The organism is Oleiphilus sp. HI0067 (assembly GCF_001635735.1).
Map to the genome: position 1 here is coordinate 1 of NZ_LWFI01000057.1, position 953 is coordinate 953.

General features: G+C 45.6%; 1 protein-coding gene. It reads left to right on the forward strand.

Annotation, left to right across the window (positions count from 1 at the left end; translation table 11 throughout):
* Positions 1-26: 26 nt before the first annotated feature.
* Positions 27-953, forward strand: a 927-nt coding sequence (locus A3739_RS01010; RefSeq protein ID WP_068499836.1) for a DUF4040 domain-containing protein, incomplete at its 3' end; no start/stop codon positions are given.

Sequence of the window (953 nt, forward strand, 5' to 3'; positions counted from 1 at the left end):
GAAAAGGCCAAGGACGGAGTGAGCTAATGACTATTTTAATAGACCTCATTCTTCTCGCGATGCTCGTGATCACCGCATTTCGCATCATCTATATTAAAGATTTGTTTTCTGTCGTGATGCTCTTTGGTATATACAGTTTTCTATGTGCGGCCTTGTTTGTAACTCTTGATGCCGTTGATGTTGCGTTTACTGAAGCGTCCGTTGGCGCGGGTATCTCTACCGTATTAATGCTAAGTACGATTGCTATTACGGGCCGTAAAGAAAAACTCAGTTTACATAGTCATACCTTTGCGACCTTAATCGTTCTTTTAACTGGTGGTGCGCTGATATACGGGACGTTTGATATGCCCCTCTTTGGTTTAGCAGATAACCCTGTGCATGAGCACGTTGCGCCGCGCTACATTGAGACATCACCGACAGAGATTGGTCTTCCTAATATGGTGACCTCGGTCCTAGCTAGTTATCGTGGCTTTGACACCTTTGGCGAGACAGTTGTTGTATTTGCAGCGGCGATTGGCGTATTCAGTTTATTAGGTGTGCGCGGGAAACCAACGGAACTCCTTGCGCAAGAACAAGGCCTTACCCAGCATAAAGTGCTACGCGTGGTTGCGAAAATCTCTATTCCCCTAATCATCTTGTTTGCCCTCTACGTTCAATTTCATGGTGACTTTGGTCCAGGCGGTGGATTTCAGGCAGGAGTTATCGCTGCTGCAGCATTTATTCTTTACGCCCTCACCTTTAGCTTAAGAAAAGCCGTTGGAGTTGTAAGTCCACGATTTGTTAAGTATCTAGCTCCAGTGGGCGTTTTGCTATACGCATCTGTTGGTCTTGTGAGCATGTTGAACGGTGCAAATTTTTTAGACTACAACGTGCTCGCAGCGGACCCAGTAGATGGTCAGCATTACGGCATAATCATTATCGAACTCGGTGTTGGTATTACTGTTTTCTCTGTC